The 6,782-nt window shown below is 43.5% G+C and carries 5 protein-coding genes; all 5 read right to left on the reverse strand.

The window, feature by feature from the left end; translation table 11 throughout:
* Positions 1–66 precede the first annotated feature (66 nt).
* Positions 67–1,407, reverse strand: coding sequence for a signal recognition particle protein (gene ffh, locus BO219_RS08475; RefSeq protein ID WP_077429210.1), 1,341 nt, complete (start codon positions 1,405–1,407; stop codon positions 67–69).
* A 12-nt stretch (positions 1,408–1,419) separates the two neighbouring features.
* A complete protein-coding gene (locus BO219_RS08480) occupies positions 1,420–1,752 on the reverse strand; it encodes a putative DNA-binding protein (RefSeq protein WP_077429211.1) in 333 nt (110 codons plus the stop codon).
* Positions 1,753–1,823: 71 nt separating this feature from the next.
* Entirely contained in the window at positions 1,824–2,822 is a 999-nt protein-coding gene (gene ftsY / locus BO219_RS08485; RefSeq protein ID WP_077429212.1) for a signal recognition particle-docking protein FtsY, read from the reverse strand.
* 6 nt (positions 2,823–2,828) lie between these two features.
* Positions 2,829–6,389, reverse strand: a complete 3,561-nt coding sequence (gene smc / locus BO219_RS08490; protein ID WP_077429213.1) for a chromosome segregation protein SMC — start codon at positions 6,387–6,389, stop codon at positions 2,829–2,831.
* Positions 6,390–6,525: 136 nt separating this feature from the next.
* Positions 6,526–6,782 (reverse strand): RNA-guided endonuclease InsQ/TnpB family protein (locus tag BO219_RS08495; RefSeq protein ID WP_143271282.1); only part of this gene is annotated, 257 nt, incomplete at its 5' end.

Here is a 6,782-nt window from a genome sequence, read left to right on the forward strand (position 1 = left end):
CAAGATAGTATATTAGCAATAAACGTTTTGTTTGTAAAGTGTTTTTTCTTAACACTGTTATTTTGTTTACATGAACGGGAAACGGAACCCTTTCTTCTTCCCCTTTGGCATGGTTGTCATCATTTTCATCATTTTTTTCATTTCGTCAAACTGTTTCAGCAAGCGGTTGACGTCTTGAACCGTCGTTCCGCTCCCTTTTGCAATTCGCTTTTTGCGACTAGAGTTAATGATGTCTGGGTTCATTTTTTCTTCTTTTGTCATCGAACGAATAATCGCTTCGACGCGGCTAATTTGCTTTTCGTCAATTTGTAAGTTGTTTAAACCTTTCACTTTGTTAGCGCCCGGCAACATTTTTAAAAGTTCATCGAGCGGACCGAGTTTGCGCACTTGCCCAAGCTGTTCTAAAAAGTCGTCAAGTGTAAATGAGGCGGTGCGCATTTTTTGTTCGAGCTCTTTTGCCTTTTCTTCATCGACAGCGGCTTGCGCTTTTTCAATGAGCGTCAACACGTCCCCCATACCTAAAATGCGCGACGCCATCCGCTCCGGATGAAACGGCTCAAGCGCATCGAGCTTTTCGCCCATACCGACAAACTTAATTGGCGTATTTGTGACCGCTTTAATCGATAAGGCTGCCCCGCCTCGCGTATCACCATCAAGCTTCGTCAAAATGACGCCCGTCAGTCCAAGTTGTTCGTTAAAGCTTTGCGCGACGTTGACCGCATCTTGTCCTGTCATCGCATCGACAACGAGAAAAATTTCATCGGGTTTCGTCACTTCTTTAATTTGTTTCAATTCATCCATGAGCGCTTCATCAATGTGCAGACGCCCTGCCGTATCGATTAATACGTAATCATAATGCTCTTCTTTTGCTTTTGCGATCGCTTGTTTCGCAATTTCCACCGGGCTCACTTGATCGCCGAGCGAAAACACAGGGATGTTCAACTGCTTCCCTAACGTCTCAAGCTGTTTAATCGCTGCTGGGCGATAAATGTCAGCTGCGACAAGCAACGGTTTACGATTATGTTTTTTACGTAATAAATTCGCTAATTTTCCCGTTGTCGTCGTTTTTCCTGCCCCTTGCAAACCGACCATCATGACAACCGTTGGCGGACGGCTCGCTACGGCAATTTTGCTGTTTTCTCCCCCCATCAGCTCCGTCAATTCTTCTTTTACGACTTTAATGACTTGCTGTCCTGGGGTCAAACTTTTCATTACTTCTTGTCCGACAGCTCGTTCGCTTACTTTTTTCACGAAGTCTTTGACGACTTTAAAATTGACGTCCGCTTCTAATAGCGCGAGCCGCACTTCACGCATCATTTCTTTTACATCGGCTTCCGTGACTTTGCCTTTGCCACGAATTTTATTCATGACATGTTGCAGACGGTCGGCCAATCCTTCAAATGCCATCGTTACCGCCCCCTACTCTAATTTCTCCAACTCCATAACGAGCCCCATCAGCTCCTCATCGTTCGGATAGCGTTCAGCTATATGCGTTTTTAATCGGTGCAATAGTTTATGACGTTGTTGAAACTTTTGAAAGAGCAATAGCTTTTGCTCATAGTCTTCTAGCATCGCTTCCGTCCGTTTAATGTTATCGTATACAGCTTGACGACTCACTTCGTACTCTTCGGCAATTTCACCGAGGGAGTAATCGTCTAAATAGTAAAGGGACATATAGTTTCGTTGCTTCGGCGTCAACAACGATTGGTAAAAGTCGTATAAATAGTTCATTCTCGTTGTTTTTTCTAGCATGAAACTCCCCCCTGTTAAGTGAAACGCCTTTACATGAATTTAGTGTATATGTTTTAGCTGATACTGTCAAGTTATTCTCCTTGCTCCTCTTCTCGTTCCATAAACGATGAAAATAACCCATACACGAATTGTTCGGCGTTAAACGGCTCTAAATCGTCCATTTTCTCTCCTAAACCGACAAATTTCACCGGAATGTTTAACTCATGGCGGATCGCTAATACGATGCCACCTTTTGCTGTTCCATCCAGTTTCGTAAGCACAATGCCGGTGACGTTCGTCGCTTCTTTAAATGTTTTTGCTTGGCTCATCGCATTTTGCCCTGTTGTTGCATCTAGCACGAGCAATACTTCGTGCGGTGCGCCCGGCACTTCGCGTTCAATGACGCGTCTCACTTTTTCAAGCTCTTTCATTAAATTCACTTTGTTTTGTAAGCGGCCAGCTGTATCACACAACAAAATGTCAACGTTGCGCGATTTGGCTGCTTGAATCGCATCGTACATGACCGCAGCCGGATCGGACCCAGCCGATTGTTTAATGACTTCCACACCGACTCGCTCGCCCCATACTTCAAGCTGTTCAATCGCACCCGCACGGAACGTATCGCCAGCTGCCAACATGACTGTTTTCCCTTCGTTCTTTAATTTGTGCGCAAGCTTTCCGATCGTCGTCGTTTTTCCAACGCCGTTGACACCGACAAATAAAATGACCGTCAAGCCGTTTGGTTGAATGTTTAGTTCTGTCGTTTCATCGCCGCTTGCTTCGTAAATGTCAATCAATTTTTCGGAAATGACGCTATACATTTCTTTCGGGTCTTGAATGTTGCGACGTTTCACTTCCATTTTTAACTCATCGATAAAATCCATGACCGTTGCGACACCAACGTCTGAGGCGATTAAAATTTCTTCTAGCTCCTCAAAAAACTCTTCATCTACTTTTCGATAACGCGCGATTAGATCGTTCACTTTTCCTGCGAAAGAGTCGCGCGTTTTTTCTAAACCACGTTTAAACTTTTCCGTTACTGTATCCGCTTGTTTTGCGATTTTTTCTTTTAATTTTTTAAAAAAGCTCACCGTTTCTCATCCTTTCTTTTCAGCTACTTCTTCTAGTCGAACAGAAACGAGCTTCGATACACCTGATTGTTGCATCGTTACTCCATATAGTACATCTGCTTCTTCCATCGTTCCTTTTCGATGGGTAATGACGATAAATTGTGTATCGTCGCTAAACTTCTTTAAATATTTCGCATATCGTTGTACGTTCGCCTCATCAAGTGCTGCTTCTACTTCATCAAGCACGCAAAACGGAACAGGTCGAACATTTAAAATGGCGAACAAAAGCGCAATCGCCGTCAATGCTCGCTCCCCGCCTGATAATAAACTTAAATGTTGTAGTTTTTTCCCCGGTGGCTGTGCGACAATGTCGACACCCGTATGGAGTAAATCGTTCGGATCAGTCAACTGTAAATCGGCCTTTCCTCCTCCAAACAATTCAACGAACACGCGTGCAAATTGCGTCCGAATTTGCTCAAACGTTGTCGCAAATCTTCGTTTCATTTCATCGTCCATTTCATCAATCACTTGATATAACGTATCTTTTGCCTGTTGTAAGTCTTCTTTTTGTTCAGTTAAAAAGCGGTGGCGTTCAGAGACACGTTCATATTCTTCAATCGCACCGAGATTGACCGTTCCAAGTTCATCAATAGCGAGCTGGATGAGCTTCACTTTTTTCCGCGCCTCTTGAGCAGGGATATGGAGCGGGAACGCTTCTTTCGCTGCTTCGAATGACAGTTTGTATTCTTCACGAAGGCGGTTTAGTAAGTGGTCAAGCTCCATATCGAAGCGAGCAAGCTTCACTTCCTCGTCTTTTAGCGTATCTGTGAGTTGTTTATGTTGTCGTTTCAATTCTTTTATTTCTTTTTCGAGTTGCTCAAGCTTTGTTTGATAATGTAACCGCTGTTCACGTCGGCTAGCAATAAGTTCAATCGTTTCCTCTTTTTGTTTCGTTTTTTCTTCGCATATTCGCTCGAGCTGTTGTTCATCTTCCGTTTGTTCGTTCGTATGGCGTACAAGTTCATTGCGTTCTTTTTCGATGTGCGTAAGTGTTCGCTTCACTTCCTCCCATTCTTCCGTTAGTCGATGCACATGTTGCTCTTCATTTCTGACGTGTTCTTGCTTTTCAGCGAGCGCGACTTTCAATGCGGTCAACTTTTCTCGCATTTGCTCCTTCGATTGCTGCTCTAACTGTTTTTTTTCTGTCCATTGTTTCACTTGTTCATCGATAGAAGCAATATGTTTCTCAAGTGTATGGAGCGAATGCATAATATCGTGAAGTCGAGCAGTCAATTGTTTCTTTTCTTCTTCGAGCGTCTGTCTTTCATAGCGATATACAGCGAGTCGTTCGTCCATATGTTTTTTACGAAGGTTTAGTTCCATCCATGCGCTTTTTTCTTCTTGCAGCTCCATACGGCTTGCTTCTAGCTCAGTATAAAGCGCTGTTCGCTCTTGCTCAGCTTGTGCAATGGCTTCTTTTTCTCGTTGTACAAGCTGTTCAAGCTCGATCGTTTTTTGCTCGACATCGCGCCAATGTGCTGTCACTTCTTCAAGCTCACGCGCACGACTAAATAATGAGCTTGTCTGTTTATTTACCGTTCCTCCCGTCATCGCCCCGCCTGGATTCACAACATCCCCTTCTAGCGTGACGAGACGATAGCGGTATTGCAATTGGCGAGCAAGCTCATTTGCCCCTTTTAAATCACGTGTAACAATGACTGTTCCAAGAATGTTTGTCATAATGTTTTCGTACGTTGCTTCATACGAAATTAATTCGGAAGCAATGCCAACGTAAGCGGGGTGTTTGGCAATGTTTTCCCGAACGGATGGAGGAAATAGTTTTCGCTGAATAACGTCGAGCGGCAAAAACGTCGCTCGTCCATACTTATTTTGCTTTAAAAATTGAATGGCTTCACGCGCGCTTTGTTCGTTTTTTACGACGATATGTTGCGCCGCTCCCCCGAGCGCCACTTCGATCGCTGTTTCAAGCTCAGATGGCACCGTCATCAACTCAACAACCGCTCCATGAATGCCGTTTAACCGATCTTTTGCTTTTAATACTTCTTTTACCCCTTGGAAAAATCCAGCATACTCTTGTTGCATCGCCTCTAACATTTCTTTTTTTGATTTTACTTTTTGTACATATTGATACGCTTCATATAACGTCGTTTCTTTTTTTCGATATTGTTCTTTTCGTGCGGTCAATTGTTCTTCTTTTGTTTGAAGCGTTTGCTCTTGTTTAGCGATGCGTTCTTGCAACTCATGGATGAGTTTTTGTTTTTGTTCCCATTGTTCAACGATCTGTTCGTATGCTTGAATATGTTCGTTGTTTGCAGTGACGAGCTGCTGTTGTTTTTCTTCATTTTTTTGCAACTGGGACTCAATGTGCATGCGCTCATTTTTTAACGTCGCTTGTTCGTGAACGAGATCAATGTATTCGCTTTTTAGCCGTTCAATTTCCTCCTCCGCTTTTGGACCGTAAGCAGAAAGGACGTTGTTTTGTTCTTTTAATTGCGCTTGAAGCGCTTGCACATCTGTTTGAAGCTGTTGCAGCACTTTCTTTTTTTCAGCAATTGTCGCTTCAAGTGCACGTTCTCGCTCAGCAAGTTGCCCCATCGTTTGCTCCATTTGCTGTTGTTGCTTGTAGGCGTTGCTTTTTCGCTCTTTTAATAACTGTTTTTTCCCTTCCATTTTCTCAAGCTCTTCGCTAACAAGCAACAATACTTGCTGTAAGCCATCTATCGACTCATCAAGCGCTGTCAGTTCATGACGCAACTGAGCGATGTGCGCTTCTTCTTTTTGTAACGTCGTCGCTAATTCCATTTCGTTTTGTTGATGTAAAGCGAGTTGTTTTTTCAACGCTTCCCATTTTTCATGTAGCTGCTCGATTTCATAAACAATTAAGCCGACTTCATATGCTTGTAACTGCTCTTTTTTCTCAAGATATTCGTTGGCGATTGACGCTTGTTGTTTCAACGGCTCGAGCTGCTGGTTTAGTTCGTGTAAAATATCTTGCACACGCTGCAAATGATCTTCTGTTTCGTTTAGTTTTTGCTCTGCCTTTTTTTTCCTTGTTTTATATTTTAAGACGCCCGCTGCATCTTCAAAAATCATGCGGCGATCTTCCGCTTTACTGCTTAAAATTTCTTCTACTTTTCCTTGACTAATGATGGAGAAAGCTTCACGACCAACGCCAGAATCCATAAATAAATCGACAATATCTTTTAAACGGCAAGGCTGGTTATTAATAAAAAATTCGCTATCGCCGGAACGATAGACACGTCTTGTTATACTTACTTCTTCGTATTCGAGCGGCAAAAATTGATCGCTATTATCGAGCGTTAATGTCACTTCCGCCACGTTTAACGGCTTGCGTGATTCGCTTCCCGAAAAAATGACGTCTTCCATTTTTGCGCCGCGAAGCGACTTGGCGGACTGTTCACCAAGCACCCAACGAATCGCGTCTGTAATGTTGCTTTTTCCACTTCCGTTCGGACCGACGATCGCCGTCATCCCCGGAACAAAATCGATGGAAATACGATCCGCAAAAGATTTAAATCCGATAGCTTCTAAACGCTTGAGGAACACATATATCCGTTACAGAAAACTTACAAGACTGTTTCCTTCCTTGTTCATCGCGCCCGATTTCGCGAAAAGCTACTCTCGTTTCTTTGACGCTCCGAAGGCTTCACTTCCCCACTAACGGATGGGTACATGTTGTGCTTTACTTGGCATAGTTTTTCAAGTTGATGCTTGCGTTGAGGTCACGATCCATTTCTATCCCACACGCCTCGCAACGGTACGCCCGTTCGGATAAAGAAAGCATCTCTTTTACGTGACCGCAACGGCTACACTTTTTGCTTGACGGATAAAACCGATCCGCCACGATCAACTCGATCCCATGCCATGCACATTTGTACGTCATTTGCCGCTTGAACTCGTGGAATGTTTGTTGCTGAATCGCTTTCGATAGCTTGCGAT

Source organism: Anoxybacillus kestanbolensis, from assembly GCF_001996285.1.
Taxonomy (GTDB): domain Bacteria; phylum Bacillota; class Bacilli; order Bacillales; family Anoxybacillaceae; genus Anoxybacillus; species Anoxybacillus kestanbolensis_A.

Bases quoted from the DNA above. Each gene is read 5' to 3' on its own strand.
- ffh (WP_077429210.1), bottom strand. From the start codon at position 1,407: ATGGCATTTGAAGGATTGGCCGACCGTCTGCAACATGTCATGAATAAA.
- BO219_RS08480 (WP_077429211.1), bottom strand. From the start codon at position 1,752: ATGCTAGAAAAAACAACGAGAATGAACTATTTATACGACTTTTACCAA.